Origin of the sequence: Hominimerdicola alba (genome assembly GCF_900112155.1) — a bacterium.
Lineage (GTDB): Bacteria > Bacillota > Clostridia > Oscillospirales > Ruminococcaceae > Hominimerdicola > Hominimerdicola alba_D.
On sequence record NZ_FOKQ01000001.1, the window covers coordinates 274,920 to 292,174 of the forward strand.

Genomic DNA, 17,255 nt, shown 5'->3' on the forward strand with positions numbered 1-17,255 from the left:
ACCGGCAGTTCCTTCGGGGACTGCCGGTCTTAGGTTATGTTATTTGTCAGGGATCAAGGATCAGTAATATAATCTTCCTGTGTCCCTCCGCCTGATGCAACAATTACATCTTCTGTTTCAAAGTGAATTATCTCCATTTCGGGTTTCTGCATTTTCTTTTCCATTAGTATTTCTCCGATCTATTTATTGATTTAACGGAGCAGAAGTCAATACATCTGTATAAGCTTCATGCGATTCTCCGTTATTATCTTTGTACTTGATATAACCGCAGACACGAAGGGTCTTAGCAGCACTTACGGTACCCATCGTGAGATTGATCCTGTATGTTCCTCTTGCATTTGTAAGAGCTGTATAATGCACATTTGTGTCGGATGTGCTGATATTGGGCTCGGCTACTTCATAGCTTCTTACGATCGCAGCTTTTTCAAGTGTATAGCCGTCGGGCAGTTCCCAATCATATGTGAATGATACCTTATTCTTACCATTTCCAATATCCTCTCTATCAGAAATATTCATAGTAAGAACAGGTTGTGCCGTAACTATATTATCTGAATACCTCGGTTCAATGTTCATATTTCGGGTAGCATAGAAGTAGTAAGTCTTCGAACCGCTGATCTTGTTATCTGTACCGGTCTCATACCAGCCCTCGAAATACTGGCCTGCGGGAACATTTGCTACTGCCTTAACCTGTGTACCGTATTTATACTGCTTTTCATTACCGTTGATAGTGATTGTGTAGCTTGTTGACTCGTTCTTGGTGCTTTGGTATTCAATAATATTATATGTTACAGAGGCAGTGAATGTTTTGATACCGTCATTTTCAGTAATAGTAAGTGTCGGTGTTTCTTCGGGAGTTACGATATCACCGCAGTTCTTGCACTTGAACTTCACGCTAACGTCATAGGTGTCACCGTTCCTTATCCATGTCCACATGGGTGAAGTCTCATCGTAGGTGTGACCTGTTGCCGGGATGATCCAGGAGTCTGGTTCGATCTCAACATATTCATTGTTTATAAGCGTATAATACTTTCCGTTTGAGCCTTCGTAATATGCGCTGTTTCCGTTTGTTTTGCAGGTTGCTTCTACAGCAGGAACCAAAGCAAGTGTGACGTTCGGCAGAATAGTGATATTACCACTTCTCAGTGCATCTTCAGAAAGGCTATATGTTTTTCCGCCTGAACTATACATTAAACCAGAGGGGGTAATTGTAGCTAATTCGTTACAGGAAACAAAACAACCACTGCCAATAGAAAGCGATGATGCAATTCTATCTTCAAAATTAACAGTTTTAAGATTTTGACAACCGTTAAATGCGCTACTGTAGATGGATATAACAGAATTTGGGATATAAACAGAGTCTAATAAATAACACCATTTAAATGAAGAAGCTCCTATGCTTGTAACAGTGTTCGGAATAGTAACTTTATTTAATGATGTGCAATTATAAAATGCATAATCACCTATTTTAGTGATACCGGGTTCTACAACTATTTTTGTTATTTTGGGTGTTTTATCTTTTCTATAATTTTCCCAAGGCATATTTTTCTGGCTATAACTCGCCATAGGACCTGTTCCACTGATCGTAAGCACACCGTCGCTGTCGAGTGTCCATGTTACTTCGGTTTGATGACCTGTTGTACCGCAGTCGCCGGAAGCTACTTCCGTTGCTGCACTTGCCACAATAGCCGTGCCTCCTGTCAAAAAGCCTCCAACGCTCGCAGGCACAGCACCTGCTACAAGAGCTAAAGACAGCATACCTGCAATTACCTTTTTACAGCAAAAAAGCACATCTAAAAAGGGACTATCCATTTGAGTTACGCTTGTGTTGATATTGAAATAAGAAAGACAAGTACGCTTAACCTGTGGAATTGTAACGCACTTTTGCATAATTGCCAGTTCTTTCTATGTTAATTAAAAATTCAATTTCCAATAGCATTTTGAACATTATATCATATTTGTTCATAATCGTCAAGCAACCTTTGTATATAATGAAATATAAAATTAGTAGTCCGCCATTTCCTTTTATCTGTACTATCTTATAGATATGTATGGGATATGATAAAAAGATAAAAATATTGAACAAATAATATCCACTTTTTACACCAAATGTCCACGATGTGAGTTGACCTCTTGGGATAAATTTAGTATAATATAATAACAAAATGGGATATGTGCTTATTTAATAAGCGCGGGTTTTGATTGTTTTTATACACAATCAGAAGGAGGAGTTTAATATGAAAATCAACACCAGTGTTAAAAAGCTGACCTCCGCATTTGCTGCGGGCGCTCTGCTTTTTTCACAGTCAGCATTTCTGTCTAATGTGACTATTGAGGCAAATGCTGCAAGTATGTGTACTGCCAACCTGAACAAGACCTATCAGAAGATCGACGGTTTTGGCGGTATCAACCACGTTGAGTGGTACGGCGATCTGACTGATGCAGATCGTGCTATCGCTTTTGAAAACGGTAATGACCAGCTGGGCTGTACAATTCTGAGAGTATACGTAAACCCTGATAAAAACCAGTGGTACAAGGTACTCCCGACAGCACAGTATGCCGCTAAGAGAGGTATCACCATTTTCGCTTCACCCTGGGAGCCACCCGCAAGTCTGGCTGAAAACGGCTCTGCTTACGGCGGTAAGCTCCATCTTCCTAAAAGGAATTATGGAGCATACGCTCAGCACCTTAATGATTTCGGTAAATACATGAAGCAGAACGGCGTTGATCTGTATGCTATCTCTGTACAGAATGAGCCTGACTACGCTAAGGAGTGGACAGCTTGGACACCGGACGAGACTACTGACTTCATTGCAAACTATGGCGACCAGATAACCAGCACAAAGCTCATGTCGCCCGAATCATTCCAGTATGGCGCATATAACAATGGTAAGGACTACTACTCAAAGATCCTTAATAACTCAAAGGCTTTTGCAAACTGTGACATATTCGGAACTCACTTCTATGGCACACCCAGAAGTAAGATGGACTTCCCGGCACTTGAAAGCTGCGGCAAACAGCTGTGGATGACAGAAGTATATGTTCCAGACAGCAATGTCGATTCAAACAAGTGGCCTGATAACCTGAAGCAGGCTGTAAGCATTCATGATTCAATGGTAGTTGGCGGAATGCAGGCTTATGTTGTATGGCCTCTTCGCCGTAACTACAGCATCATCCGTGAAGATACACACAAGATGTCAAAGCGTGGTTATATCTTCGCACAGTACTCTAAGTTCGTCAGACCCGGCGATGTTCGTATAGATATCACTGAGCAGCCCTCTACTAACGTTTGGGTATCTGCATACAAGAACAATAAGAATCAGGTAACTATCGTTGCTATCAATAATACCACTTCCGGCTATTCTCAGCAGTTCTCACTTGGCAAGAACATTATCGATATTGACAGATGGCGTACATCCGGCAGCGAGAACCTTGCTAAGACCGACAACCTTACGATCGACAACGGCGGAACTACTTTCTGGTCACAGCTCCCTGCACAGAGCGTTTCTACTTTCGTAGTTACTCTTGAAGGCGGTTCTACAACTGTTGATCCCGGCAACAATAACAATACCGACCCCAACACAGGTCTTGATTCTGACGGTTACTACTTCCACGACACATTCGAGGATGACGTTAACTGGCAGGCACACGGCAGCACCGAAGTTATGAAGTCCGGCAGAACACCTTATCAGGGTTCTGAGGCTCTGGTAGTTACAAACCGTACAAGTGCTTGGATGGGCGCTGAGCGTTCACTTCCTTACGCAGTAAAGGCCGGTCAGGCTTACAGCTTCTCCGTAAACGTTACTGAGCTTGACGGTGACGATACTGATACATTCTACCTCAAGCTGAATTATCAGGATGCTTCCGGTGAGCAGCATTATTCGTCTATCGCTGAGGGTGTTTGCCCTAAGGGTAAGTACCTGCAGCTCTCCAACACCAACTACACTATCCCCTCTGATGCACAGAATCCTGTTATCTATGTAGAGACCAAGGATTCCACAACTAACTTCTACATCGATGAGGCTATATGCGCACCCGCAGGCAAGACTCTGCCCGGCGCAGGTGTTCCTGAGGTAAATCAGAATAACAACAATAACAACAATAATAACAATAATCAGACAACTACCGGTGATACTTATCCTAAGAATATCCAGGTAAACTACAGCGCTCAGTATCATCAGATCCAGTTCACATGGAGCCCTGTTCAGAATGCTCAGAACTACGGTATCGCAGTATATCTGGCAGGCAAGTGGAGAATCCAGACTCAGTCTATTTCCGGTTCTTCTACATCTTACGTAACTCCTAAGAACCTGACACCCGGCATGAGCTACAAGGTAGCTATCGCTGCAAAGGTCAACGGTACATGGGATGTAAATAATGCTATCAAGAATGCAGTTATTGTAACTGTTGTTTAATGTGCTTGATCCACTGAACTAAATAGAAAAAATCTAAGAAGAAAGAATAACGAGTAAAGTGTTATCCCATTTTGTTCAATGTTATTCTTTCTTCTGTTTTATTGAAAAAAAGAAGGGAGAACGAATTATCACGTTCTCCCTTTTGATATTATTGTTTTGTATAAGACCACATTGATCGGTACTTCAGTACAGTATATCCGCTGACCTGCTGGAACTGCCGCAGGAAGTATTTGAGATCCTTGTACCCGCATTTTTCGGCTATCTCAGCATTTGAAAGATTCGACATGGTGATGTAATACCTTGCCGCCGCTATGCGAGCGTTTATGCAGTCATCGTGAAGAGTGAAGCCGTAGCATTTGCGGAATATGGTTCGCAGGTATCCTGCACTTCCTTTGAAACGCGAGTAAATTTCCTCAGAATCAAAGGTGATGAGCGGGTCATTATAGAACTGTGTGCGGAGTTTGTTGAGTTTTTTATAGTGGGGCTTTGTGCGTCTTGATGAAAACATATCTGTCATTTCAGCCATTTTGGCGAAGCATTTTTCTTTAAGCTGAATATAGTCGTTGTCCTCGCAGGGAATTGCCGCGCAGACATAGGAATCCAGACCGTTTATCTTCATGTAAGCGGTGTGGTGCAAAAGTACTGCTGAGAGCTGCTTTGTAAGCACATCAGTATCGGGGATATCCCGCATAAGGCAGAAAAAAGTGTCCTCGTTTATCTTGCCGCATATATGGTTGCCGCTGAACTCCCGCACGGCCTCTGCTGCATCAAGTACGGAATTTATCTGCTCGTTTTGTGAGGCGCTGTAAGGGTAGGTGCGTATAGTCCCTATTCTCAGTGCAACCAGGCAGAGATTGCTTTTATCTGCATCGTGGTAGACTTTTCTCAGACCGTTCTCGTTCAGCATACCCGTCAGAGGTTCGCGTTCTTCCGAGATATCCTGACATTGCAGATAGAATTTTATATCGTTCTTCATGCGAAGAAATTCAAGACAGTTAGCAACAGTCTTCAGCCAGTTCCTGAAAAAATGGTCAAAAGTATCTGGTCCGCGAAAACTCAGCGCTACATAGCCCAGTTCTCTGTCGGAGAAAAACAGAGGACAGAAATAATATGGTGCGGCTTCGTTCCTGAAAACTGCTGAGATATTGTTTTTATAGAACACGAAAGGTTCTTCGTCATGCAGAACATTGTAGCTTACCATATTAGAGGAATTTTCGGAAGAGTCGTACCAGTTTTCGTAAAGGCACATATACAGCTTGTCAACATCGCGTATCAGCGAGCTGAATTCGTGTATCTTCTTTACAAATTCGACGATGTTCCTGCACTCGATAAGGCTGTGTTCAAGCTGGTTGAAAAGGTCGAGAAAATCGTACCTGTTTTTGTGCTGAGCAGTCTTGAAATCCGAGCGGATATCGGTTATTTTCGCCTTGCATGGGCAAGTATTTCCGTAGATCAACTGACCTCGCGGTATTTCTGATAAAAGTCTGTTATTTCGGATACCTGCTTTTTCGGTAAGAAGTTCAACAGCCATTATGCCAAGTGCGTATCTGTTGCGCTGAAAAGTAGTCAGCAGAGGGACGTGGCAGTATCTGTCGCGGATATACTCATAGCCGATAACTGACATTTTTTCGTTGATATCGATGCGGCATTCGAGAAATTCATCAAGCAGACCGTAAGCCATGTAGTCGTTGCAGCAGATAAGTGCTTCTGGATAGGGGAGCTCACCATTGATATACCTCTTGGCTTGGGCATGACCTGATATCATCCAGAAATCACCAAAAAAGACTTTATTTTCATCATAGGGTATGCCATGTTTTTCAAGAGAACGCCTGTACCCTTCGACCCTTTTATGTGAAACCGAAAGCTCATAATTGCCTGTAAGAATATGTATATTCTTAAAGCCGTGGATATTTATCAGATGGTCGCAGATATCTTCGATGTCTGTCTCGTCGGAGGTGTTGATATACTGTAAAGCGGGCAGGTCAAAATCAGGAAGCTCTGTACCGATAGCAACCATGGGCAGGTCTTTTTTCTGAAGTTCTTCCACTAGTAACTTTCGGATATCTGGGTTTATGATCGATTCGGATAACAGTATTATGCCGTCGTATTCATCGGAACGTATAAGATTATAGATCTTGTTCTCGGTCTTGAATATTTCATCTGTAACCATCGGATTATAAATATTTGAGAGCACCGCAATGTCAATATTCATCGACTGTGCTTTTTTTATGATACCTCTGAGTATCTCGCGCTGTTCTGTATCAGCGGCATTTGCGGCAACTACTCCGAATATTTTGCGCTTTTTCAAGGCGGAACACCTCCTGCGGTACATCAGCTGACGATAAATGTATATTGACATTATACAACATTTGTCAAAAAAATGCAATACGATGAAGTTAAATGACAGAAAAAGAAATGGATTTTTTAGACATTTCAAGTATGCTATTGAAAATGCCCCGGGGAGAATTTCCTCGGGGCTGAAATATCATATCATTTTGTGACGGGTTCGCCTCTGTGCAGACGGATCTGATTTTTTGCGATCGCGCGGTGGTAAACTGTGCAGGTGAAGAATCCTGTCAGTGCACCGAGTATAATACCGCAGATGACATCAGTGGGGTAGTGTACACCGACGTAAAGCCGCGACAGTGATATCAGCAGTGCGAAAATCAGCACCGGTATGCCTATTTTTCTCGGGGTCTCACGGAATAACACCGTGCTCATGGAAAATCCTGCCGAGGAATGTCCCGATGGGAATGACCAGTCCTTTTGTCTTCCGATAATTAGTTTCAGTCCGTCAACAACTTCATAAGGCCGTACACGCGCCACCAGGTTTTTCAGTATCACATTGCATATCAGGGTATTCACAACCAGAGCTGCAGCGCATAAAAATCCAAGCTTTCGGGTCTTCGGAATTATCATGAGTATCAGCGTAGCGATTATCATAATGGCACCACCATTAGCCGAGTAGGTAATACCTTTAACGAAAGGTGTCAACGCGTTGAAGCGAAGGTTTTCCTGTATCCACAGCAGAAGCTGTCCATCCATTTCAATTAATTTTTCAAACATCAGTAGGTTTCCTCCTGAAATAAATAAGAAACAATGTTATAATTATATTGTGCTGTATAAAAATATTACAGGCAAATATTTCCAACATTTTAAATGTGAATGTAAAAATGCATTCCCTTGAACTGTGCAACAATCCGCGATTTAATATTTTGGTAAAAGTAAGTTATTTTAATAAAATATTCAAGCAGAAACTCGGAAATAAACAGGCTCATTTTCTAACAAAACAAAAGTTAGTTTATATCGGATACACGTTTAGGAAGCACTTGTCAATTATAGCACTTTTTTCTTCAAAAGTAAAGCATAAGTCAGTAATGAAAATACCGCAGGTGCCTTTACACCTACGGTATTTTAAAGCCCGATATCTCTCCAAAATTTTTAGACACGCGCAATATTCGACCAAGGTCATATGTCCCACTCGGTGCTGACAGTATACCTTGCAGGGAAGCGAAGCTTTGATATTGCGTGCATGAAAGCGATGGTGCCGTTGTACTTGAAGCTTACTATGTCGACCTTGCTCTTGTTTAATTTCTTTGTTGCAAGATCCCATGCTCCTATCTCACTCAGTGCTTTCATGTATATTTCTGTTATGCCTTTGAGCTCGTCTGTTTTTTCAGCGTGGATACGCAGTTTTCCTCTCCTGAAACAGTCGGGTTCGACACTCGGGTGATTCATCATAAGTTCGTTTTTGTTCATATAATCATCTCCTGTGAAACTCTCTCTCTAATCTCGACTTACTAAAATTTTCGGTTCACAAGCTTACATTTTAACTCTTCGCTTCTCTCGTTTGCATATTTTAGCACAAAAAAACGTCCTCGTCAAGGGTTATGAACCAATTTTGTTGATTTAGACAAATGTTAGAAATTAACAAACATTTTTTTAGTTACAATAAGCTCTGAAAATGATGATTTTATAAAAAATTTCCCGAAAGAAATGTGTTTTAAATTTACAAGGTAATTTTTGCGGACAGCTTTTCTGCATGAGTTGGATCTGTAGATCTTCTCATCGAATATTGCGTTTTTATAGTTTATAATTTTATAATATTCATAGATTGATATTGACATTATTGCATTTTTCTGTTAAAATATAATAAATCCTGAAACAAAGTGTGACAAGAAAGGAGGGCGTGTATGAACAAAAAAGATATTGCTGCACTTGCGAAACTTTTCGGAGAATTATCTGCCGTGCGCTGTGAGGCTGATCTTGAAAATGTTATAGAGGAAGGTGTACGTTGTTTCGGTGATAAGGACATATCCGATCTGAAAGTACAGCTGTACCGTCTCGGCGGAAAGATGCTCACTGTTGATGCTGAAAACAGAGATGCACTGAGATCTCGTCGTATCGCTTGTCTGACGGATAACGAAAAATCCGAGCTTCAAAAGGTAGAGGAGATAATCAACGGAAATCTTCTGAAATATTATTTTCAGCCCATCGTCAGTGCCATTGACGGCGAGATATTTTCCTATGAAGCCCTTATGCGTTCAGCCGCCGATCCTTCGATAACACCTTATCACATACTTAAATATGCGGGCTTGAGCGACAGACTTGAGGATATAGAAAAAGCGACTTTCTTAAATGTGCTTAATATAATTGAAAGTGAGAAGGACAAGCTTGGCAGCAAGGCTGTTTTTATAAATAGTATCCCAAATGTTCGACTTGGTGAATCTGACGCTGAAAAGATAAGTAAACTTCTCAGCAAAAATTCTGATTCTGCGGTAGTTGAGCTTACTGAGAGTGCCGAGGCTGACGAGATACAGCTTGGTATAATGAAGGACAGGTACCGCAACATGAATATCAGGATAGCTGTTGACGACTATGGCACGGGATATTCTAATGTGCGCAATCTGCTGAGATACACGCCTAATTTCGTGAAGATAGACCGCTCGCTGCTGAGCGAGATAAACAGCGACCCCAGAAAGCGGCATTTTGTCCGTGATATAATCGAATTCTGTCATGATAATAACATACTTGCCCTTGCTGAGGGCGTTGAAACAGGTCTTGAAATGAAAACAGTGATACTCATGGGCGTTGACCTTATTCAGGGCTATTACACCGCACGACCTTCTCCTGAGCTCATAACTTCTATACCCTACGAGATAAAGCAGGAGATAAAGCGCTATCAGCAGCAGCGTCAGGATGGAAAGCTCACCCATGTTTACAGGGTAGAAAGTTCTGAGAGAGTGCTGCTTGATAAGATCAAAAGGCACGGATACAAGTGTATACGCATACTCCCGTCGGAGGAAAACAGCGATATCACCATTGTCGGAAGTTCTGCGCTGAACACCAATATCCATCTTGATATCGACAGTGGTTTCAAAGGCAGGGTGACCCTTGAAAGCGTACATTTTTCTAACACGAAGAACCGTCCCTGCATTGAGATTGGTGAGAACTGTGAAGCGGAGCTATCCATATTCGGTGATTGTTTCCTGCACAACGGCGGTATAATCGTACCCGAAAGTTCGGAACTTACCTTCACGGGCGTGGGCTCTATGGCAATAGATGTTCATGATTCCTCATTCTACGGCATTGGCGGACCCATAGATAAGCGCCACGGCAGGCTGAGTTTCAGCGCCAATGTAAAGTTCATTATTGAGGCTTACGGACAGCAGGGGACCTGTATAGGTTCAGGGCTGGGCGGTGAGATAGATATTCACCAGGGCGTATTTGAAATAAAGATGAACAGCAATAACGGCGTTGTCATCGGTTCGCTTACAGGCAACACCGACCTTGATATAAGAAACTGCGGTATGCAGTTCATCAGCACCTGTCTTAAAGGTGCTGTCATTGGCAGCCGCGATGCTGACGCTGAGCTCCTGCTTCACGGCATGAGCTTCAAGAGTATTACCAGCGGCAAGGAAACAGTATGCGTAGGTTCTGTTTGCGGCAATGCTAATGTCACGATAGATAATTCCAATTTTGTTTCAGATGTGCGGTCGGATGAACTGGCAGTGCTTGGTTCACTATACAATGACAGCAAAGTCAAGCTTCACAATATGTCAATGAACGTTGACGCTGGTGGACAAAATGCTTATATTTTCGGCGGTACAAAGGGCACTACGGATTTTGACTGCCGAAATGTCGATGTAAAGATCAACCTCAACTCAAACCTTGATAATATCACATCGGCAGAGGGCGAGAATTTCAAAGTCGGTGACGGAAGATACTATATCGAGATCAACGGCGAAAAAAAGGAGTTTATCCCGAATATTTAAAACAGCGCAGGAGACGCGGCAGCGATCTCCTGCTTTTCGTGAAGGAGATACATAAATGGATAATAAATACAATATCAAAAACACAGATACTATTGATGGTCTGGCTTATAATGAAAAAACGAAAATGCTGATACTTCAGCTGGCTGACGGTATGGACTGGTCTGACGCAGCTGGTCATTTTGAACTTCTGAGGCAAAAGCTCAACACCTATTTGTGGTACATAGATTCAAAACAGTACGAGGAAAAATATCCCGATGTTGACCGCATTGAGCTTCGCATCAGTTTTCTTTTCAAGGAGCCCGATGCTTGTCTTAAAATGTTTGAAAAAGTGGGAGAAGTCCTGAGCAGGATATTTGAAAATTCTGCGTTGATTATTGAACGAGGAAAACGCAACTGAATTCGTTAGCATCCCATATAAATGCAAAAGACATTTCCGGTGAAAAAGGGGATGTCTTTTCTTTTATGGAAATTATGAATAGCTTTCGTGATTTGTACTATAAATTCTCAAATAATCATGCAATGTTTTAGTTTTTACAGCTCGATAAAAATGTTAATATACACAATAACTATTGACATTAACTATAAATTATTGTATAATAAAAACGGGAGATACCGAGCTAATAGTAAAATATATTAATAAATAATAAATATAATATTTCCTTATTAATGAAGGAGGGAGTTCGTATGGTAAAATCAAAACATAAAAACCGCGCTCCTTCCGTGGGCAAAAAGGACAAAGTCAAAATAATAAGATCTGCTATCGTGATGGCTTTTGCTGCTGCTGCTTTTATATTGATAATACTTTCATTCAATTCACTTTCATGGTTCGCATTTTCACGCTCTGCGGGAGTTGAGGGTTTTGGGGTAAGGTCAGCGGATATCAAAGGCTATGAAGTAGAGTACCGCGCTTTCAGGTATGACCTGTATACCGATAAATGCACTGAGATAGACTCATTTGATGTTGAAGAATCAAACGGTCTTCTGCTAAGTGAATACGATATGATATTCAGCGAACGAAATAAATACGCAGGAGTACTTCTAAGGATAGATATTAAAGGAGAAGTAGAAGCAGGACGGCAGGCAGTGCTCAGATTGACCAGGAACCAGACAGGTCATACTAATGAGCTTTGCATATCCGATATCTCAAAGTTTCAGTGTGATGTTGAAGATAACTGTGATTTTGATGATATACTTGATGACGATGATCTTGATGATCTGTGGAGCAATGCTCTCAGTTATTTTGATTCAGCAAATGCCCCTGATGAGTTGAAGTTTTCAAATAATTCAAATAATATCGATCTTATGACTTTTACACAGTCAGCCGACGAGGAATCTGTGATATGGCTGTTTATGAATTATGATGATGATAGTGTAAGAAATGTCATACAGGGAACGAGCCTTACACTAACAGAATCTGTTAGTGTTTATAATGACTGCGATATCATTAAGGTATATCCTCAGTAAGGCAGTAAAAATAATATATTACTTTACAGAAAGGAGTTGCGAATGGATATGTTATATAGAAAAAAAGAGAAAAAATCTGTATTTGCTGTGACCGTTGCGCTCTTTCTGGCATTGTCTGCGGGTATATCGGTTTTTGCTTGGTTTGCAAAGAAAAAAGACTACATACCCGTTGATACTTATCGCGGTTCTGTGAGGACAGCTTATTTCAACGGCGGAAACGGAACTGCACCGGATGAAGGCACAACTGCTGATGATTATAAAGATCCTGACACAGCATATCCTTCATACGATAATGACAATGATACTGGTTACAGCAGTAGGGGTCCTTACCAGATCGACAATGCGATCCAGCTTTATAATTTTGCCTGGCTGCAATATCTGGGATACTTTAACGATGAGGACGGAGAGCAGACATATTTTGTGCTGACCAGTGATATAGATGCCAGCGGACTGGTACTTCCGCCTGTTGGAAATGAAGAAGATCCGTTCCTGGGCAATTTCAACGGTAACGGCTATACCATAAGCGGTTTGAAAATTTCAAACGATACAACAGAACTCAACAACGAATGGAGCAGCGGAAAGTTCAGCATACCGCGTGATGCACTTGATAATGACGAGCTTAAAAGCGATCTGGAGATAGTTGGTCTGTTCGGAGTCATAGGTGACTATACCGAAGACTACACCGCTTCTTCCTCTGCACCATCGGTAAGCGATCTTACTATCGAGGATGTGGCGATAGAGACGGTCAGCACTCAGGCGCTGGCAGGCATAGCTGCAGGCTATGTTAACGGTGTGATGGATAATGTCACGGTGGCAGGGACTTCCACTATAAGCAGCAGTGCTGATACTGCGCTTTCGTATACCGATAAGCTTTCGGATTATGCCCTTGTGGGTTACTGTGAAGAGCCATACCGCAGAAACCTGAAGCTGGAAACTGTAAAGGTCAATGATCCTAAGATCGAAGACGGCTCGGGACGTTTCGGCAACAGCGGTCAGGGAAATGCATGGGGCAATACCATAGATATGAAAGCAATGTACGACAGGCTGCTGGGAGAGTATAATGATCTTGAGGGCAAAACGACACGGGACTATGTATCAGAGGATACAATTACCCACAATACAGACGGCACAGAAACACATTCTCCTGTTACATCACCTTATCCTGTAACGGTAAGTGCAGGCAATAACTCTTCTTATTATGTGCGAATGTCAGATGAAACAAACGATGCCGATGCATCTTATGCTTTTATACAAAGAGTAGATACCACTAATTTCATGTACCTTTATGGCGATAAGGAAATAGCTGTTGTGCCTGTAACAGGCAGCGAGATATGGAAATATGGATCATTTTATATCAAGGATGGTTCTACTTCAAATTATCTTACGGTCAGCGGAACATCGGCGGTAAATTCAAATTCGGACAATTCTGCCAGCAAATGGGTATTCGAGCAGGCAGGGAATGCTGACACTTACGCCATTTACACGATATCAAATAACTCCAAGAGATATCTGACGGCATCTAACGGCAACCTGAGTATTAGCAGTACTGCATTTTGGGGCTGGACAGTCAATGATGATAAGACCTCCATATCTGTTGATGAATATACGCTTTGTTATAATACTGATCAAAACAGTTGGGAACTTCGTCAGCCGCCGAAAAACTATATCTGTGATACGGCAGAAAATCACTATCTTTCTGTGCAGATGAACAACGGCGATCCGGCTATCGTAGATATAACAAATATTAATAATGCTATATCGTGGGATTTAGAACCTGTAGACAACGGGTACAAAATATCAACTTTGATAAACGGCATCAGATATTATCTGACATATGATCAGGACAACGATAGTTTATATGTTTCCAATACGAATAATCCTAGTATATGGTATGTCGACAAAAGTGGAAGTAAGGGAAAAATATATGTTGATACAGGAAATGAAGACTCAAATAAAGCATTGTATTATGATGAAGATATCGATAATTGGATAGTTACGGATTATATCATTGGTGATGGTCTCGACTGGGGCGGAAGTATGGATTTTGAGGCGTTGAATCAGACTGTTTACAATAAAACGCCGTCAGAAAATAATCAAATCTCGACACAGGAATGGGCTGTTAATGATATGAGTATCGTTATGTCAAAATCTGCTACTACTAACCCTGCAAATTTATCATCATCTGAAAATTTGGTATTCAGATATCGAGATAACACATATATCCCAATAAACATGGATGAAGACGGTAATGCTCTGGATACTAATACCGGTTATATTGTCGGACGAAGCGGTTCATCTAGTGCAGCGGCTGGTGTCCGTTCAGCAGCGTATCCACTTAAATTTATTTATAGATCGTTAGGCGGAACAGATTCTTCTGCTACTTATAATGACAGTAAAGTTGAGATACTTACTAAATCAGGCGGTAGCTGGGTAAGAATAAAGGATTCTCACAATGAATCAAATACTGTAGCTACTACATATGGTTTACCGTCAACAAGAATGACAGTATCAGAGCTTGGATTCACTAAATATGAAAAAGCGCGGGAATCTCTGCAAGATCTATTAGCAGGTAAAAACCATGTTCATGGAATACATTTTGATACTGCTGCTATTGAAGCAGGCGTAAACACTAAAATTTCAAGTGCTAAGATCTTAGGTCAAACATTATCAGATTATTATGTACCTAAATCTGGAATCAATTTTAAATTGAAAGAAGCAGGTAAAATAAACTTCTTTGCAGGTTCATATACTACAAATTTCACTGAAAGCAATGTAAATTCTGACTCCTTTTTCTCATTACATCATGTTATCCGTACAAGCAACAGTGCATTTACACTAAAAGAAATATCAGTGATATACAGCAATAGCGGTTCAAATAATGAGGAATACCCATATGTGTATAAATACACGGATAATACGTATTCAACAGGTACTGCGTCCACTGAATTATTTAATATGAGTAATCTGAAAAATGCTCCGAATTTAAGCAATACACTTTATTACTTTGAGATACCTGTTAATGCAGGCGAATATGCTATGGGTGCTGTAAAAGACAGCGGTACTGTAAAAACAAAGGGCGCTTATCTTATATACCTTGATATCTCCGCTAATGCGACTATCGAAGGCGATGCCAAGATAAAGAGCGAGGGTACGGCGATAACGGCTACCGCATCAGTGTCTTCCGATGAAGTTCAGACAACCGAGACGCTGACAGGCAGTACTTCAGTCATCAAGACACCCCCGACTTACTATCCTCTGTTATGGGATGAAAATGACCCGACAAAAGTTTCGGCGGACAACAAGGGCTATATCATAAGCGGCGCAAATAATACTGCCAGCAATCCGCCGGGAGATATCCGTGTATCAAAATACAGTGAAGATCAAGGATATTATAACATCGCAAATTCGCTTGATAATGGCGTTCTGACTGACAGCAGGATGTATACGATCGACAGCGGAGGAAGAAAAACCATAGCTGCATATGATCCGAAGAATTATTGTAAGTATGTGTCCTCAAAAGCACAGATGCAGGCGCTGATATCAAATTCCGATGATAATATGGTCTACGGTATGCATTTTATGGATGCTTCAATAAGTATGCAGAACCTGCTGACTGTTCCGTCGGCAAAGCTTGGCGGGGTAACATATTACAACTATGAGATGCCGCGAAACTGCATAGATCTGAATATAGACTATCAAGGCTATATCAATTTCTTTGCGGGTACATTCTTCAATAATTCTGATGACTCGTTCTTTTCACTGCATCAGATAGAAAGGTATTCAGAAGGCGATGCAGAAGGCGATAATATCCCTGAGGGAAAGAAAGTCGGTGACATCAAGGCGATAAATGAGATCGACAGTATCTATCAGCGTACTATAAATGATACTACCGAGTATGTGTATCAATATGTGGGCGAAAATGCACCGTTATCAGCCGAAGGCTGGGAGATGATCTTTGATCTTGACTGGATAAAGCGTCAGCCATCGAGTAATATTACCAGAAATGCAGTATACTACTTTGAGATACCCGTATCTCCTGGCGAGTATGCTCTGGGTTCTGTTTACGGCGGAACAGGCGCTTATCTTTTGTATCTCGATGTATCGACAGCTAAAGGTGATGCGGTGGTTACAAGTGAAAAGATGACTGTGGAGCAGAATATTTATGTTCTTCCAAAAGGCGTTCAATTTGAGGATGATGAACTGGTAGTATATAAGATAGATGTTAATACATCAGGTGATATTATATATACCTTTACCTCATCTGGTGGAACAGTCACAGCAAACCAAAGTCTTCAGCCTGTTTTTGAAACGTCACAAAAGGTAACAGAAACCATAACACTACATGATCATGACGGAAAAATAACAGCCCGCAAGGTGACAGATAATAACAACGTATCTTATCAGTATGCTGTGAACACTCAGACCCTTACGGATTCTGATGATAACACAGCAGGGGTATATTTCAAGCAGAATGATTTGATAAATACTGAACAGGTCATCCTGCAATACCATTATATCCTTGAGGAAAGAAATACAGCCGAGAACTATGCAGCGCTTGAATTTACCCTGGAGGATTATACAGTGGCAAACGGCTTTACGATCACTAATTATAATGTGACCGCTGAGACTTCAGACGAATCAGTAACAGCCACCGTGGATGTGTTTAATAGTAATAAATCCTATCTCAGATTTTTCAGCGATATTTACGAAGCAGATGATGAAGTCAGCATACCTGAGGCATAGCAGATATAAAACAAAGGCTCAGCTTTTTGACCCGCCCCCTGTCAAGTAGACAGCGTAAAAACAAAAATATTCTATGTAGTGACCAAAAGCAGTCTGTGCAATTTGTGCAGGCTGCTTTGTTGTTAACAATTGGCAAGCACCGACTGGTCACGCAGCATATGCTTCATGGTATTCCATAGGTGTCATGCTGCTCAGTTTGATCTGGTAACGCCTTGTGTTGTAATAGGTGATGTATTCCTCTATCGTCGAGATCAGCTCAGTTTTATCCGTAAACTTGCGAAGATAGTACATCTCGGACTTCAGGATACCCCACCAGCCTTCCATTGGTCCGTTGTCGATGCATCTCCCGACACGGGACATA

The 17,255-nt window shown here is 41.4% G+C and carries 10 protein-coding genes; 5 read left to right on the forward strand and 5 right to left on the reverse strand.

The window, feature by feature from the left end; translation table 11 throughout:
* Nucleotides 1-183: 183 nt before the first annotated feature.
* A complete protein-coding gene (locus BM265_RS01115) occupies nucleotides 184-1,809 on the reverse strand; it encodes a leucine-rich repeat domain-containing protein (RefSeq protein ID WP_177219519.1) in 1,626 nt (541 codons plus the stop codon).
* 425 nt (nucleotides 1,810-2,234) lie between these two features.
* On the opposite strand from BM265_RS01115, the gene BM265_RS01125 reads away from it, so the two are divergent.
* Nucleotides 2,235-4,412 (forward strand): carbohydrate binding domain-containing protein, encoded by a 2,178-nt coding sequence (locus tag BM265_RS01125; protein ID WP_242940743.1) that lies wholly within the window; start codon nucleotides 2,235-2,237, stop codon nucleotides 4,410-4,412.
* Between the two features lie 148 nt (nucleotides 4,413-4,560).
* On the opposite strand, the gene BM265_RS01130 is transcribed toward BM265_RS01125, so the two are convergent.
* From BM265_RS01130 to BM265_RS01140, 3 genes are all read right to left on the reverse strand, one after another.
* Entirely contained in the window at nucleotides 4,561-6,720 is a 2,160-nt protein-coding gene (locus tag BM265_RS01130) for a substrate-binding domain-containing protein (RefSeq protein WP_074959642.1), read from the reverse strand.
* 182 nt (nucleotides 6,721-6,902) lie between these two features.
* Nucleotides 6,903-7,478, reverse strand: a complete 576-nt coding sequence (locus BM265_RS01135) for a phosphatase PAP2 family protein (protein WP_074959643.1) — start codon at nucleotides 7,476-7,478, stop codon at nucleotides 6,903-6,905.
* Between the two features lie 402 nt (nucleotides 7,479-7,880).
* Nucleotides 7,881-8,171: a hypothetical protein gene (locus BM265_RS01140; RefSeq protein ID WP_074959644.1), complete on the reverse strand. Its 291-nt coding sequence runs from the start codon at nucleotides 8,169-8,171 to the stop codon at nucleotides 7,881-7,883.
* 434 nt (nucleotides 8,172-8,605) lie between these two features.
* On the opposite strand from BM265_RS01140, the gene BM265_RS01150 reads away from it, so the two are divergent.
* From BM265_RS01150 to BM265_RS01165, 4 genes are all read left to right on the forward strand, one after another.
* Nucleotides 8,606-10,687: an EAL domain-containing protein gene (locus tag BM265_RS01150; protein ID WP_074959646.1), complete on the forward strand. Its 2,082-nt coding sequence runs from the start codon at nucleotides 8,606-8,608 to the stop codon at nucleotides 10,685-10,687.
* Between the two features lie 55 nt (nucleotides 10,688-10,742).
* On the forward strand, nucleotides 10,743-11,084 hold the full coding sequence (locus BM265_RS01155) for a DUF6572 domain-containing protein (RefSeq protein WP_074959647.1): 342 nt from the start codon (nucleotides 10,743-10,745) through the stop codon (nucleotides 11,082-11,084).
* 287 nt (nucleotides 11,085-11,371) lie between these two features.
* Nucleotides 11,372-12,151 carry a hypothetical protein gene (locus BM265_RS01160; RefSeq protein WP_074959648.1) on the forward strand — a complete coding sequence of 260 codons (780 nt, stop codon included), beginning with the start codon at nucleotides 11,372-11,374 and terminating at the stop codon, nucleotides 12,149-12,151.
* A 42-nt stretch (nucleotides 12,152-12,193) separates the two neighbouring features.
* Complete coding sequence (locus tag BM265_RS01165; RefSeq protein WP_074959649.1) at nucleotides 12,194-16,894, forward strand: hypothetical protein; 4,701 nt, start codon at nucleotides 12,194-12,196, stop codon at nucleotides 16,892-16,894.
* Nucleotides 16,895-17,041: 147 nt separating this feature from the next.
* Here BM265_RS01165 and BM265_RS01170 read toward each other — a convergent pair.
* Nucleotides 17,042-17,255 (reverse strand): IS3 family transposase (locus BM265_RS01170; protein ID WP_143098643.1); only part of this gene is annotated, 214 nt, incomplete at its 5' end.